This window comes from Methylobacterium sp. WL116 (genome assembly GCF_008039455.1).
In the GTDB taxonomy this organism is placed as follows: domain Bacteria; phylum Pseudomonadota; class Alphaproteobacteria; order Rhizobiales; family Beijerinckiaceae; genus Methylobacterium.
In genome coordinates, this window is the sequence record NZ_VRUV01001143.1 from 1 (window position 1) to 468 (window position 468).

A 468-nucleotide genomic window follows, 5' to 3' on the forward strand; every position below is an offset into this window, starting at 1 on the left:
CCTCGGCGCAGCCGCCGGCGCGGGCGCGATCGGGCTCGCGACCACCGGGTTCCGGCTGCTGGCCGAGGGGATGCACGGGACGCTCGCGGCGGGGAGCGCGGTGTTCCGCCTCGGCACTGGCTTCTCCCTGGCGCTCGTCGGCGTCGGCTACCTCGTCGGGATCGGCGCGTGCCTGGCGCTGCTCACCGGCGTCGCGATCGCCTGGGGCGTCGCCGTGCCGCTGCTGACCGCGCTCGGGCAGGGGGAGGGCGCCTCGCCGTCGGAGATGGCCGAGGCGGTGTGGTCCGGGCAGGTTCGCCTGATCGGGGCGGGCATCATCGCGGTCGGGGGCCTCTGGACCGTCGGGTCGCTCGCCCGCCCGATCCTCGGCAGCATCGCCACCGCCCTGGCCTCTGTCCGGACCAGCGGCTCGCGGCTGCCCGGCCCGGACCATCCGCGGGCCGAGCGCGACCTGCCGATCACCTGGGT

At 77.4% G+C, this 468-nt stretch carries 1 protein-coding gene; it reads left to right on the plus strand.

The window, feature by feature from the left end:
• On the plus strand, positions 1-468 hold a 468-nt coding region (locus tag FV223_RS29805), incomplete at both ends, for an OPT/YSL family transporter (protein WP_187276315.1).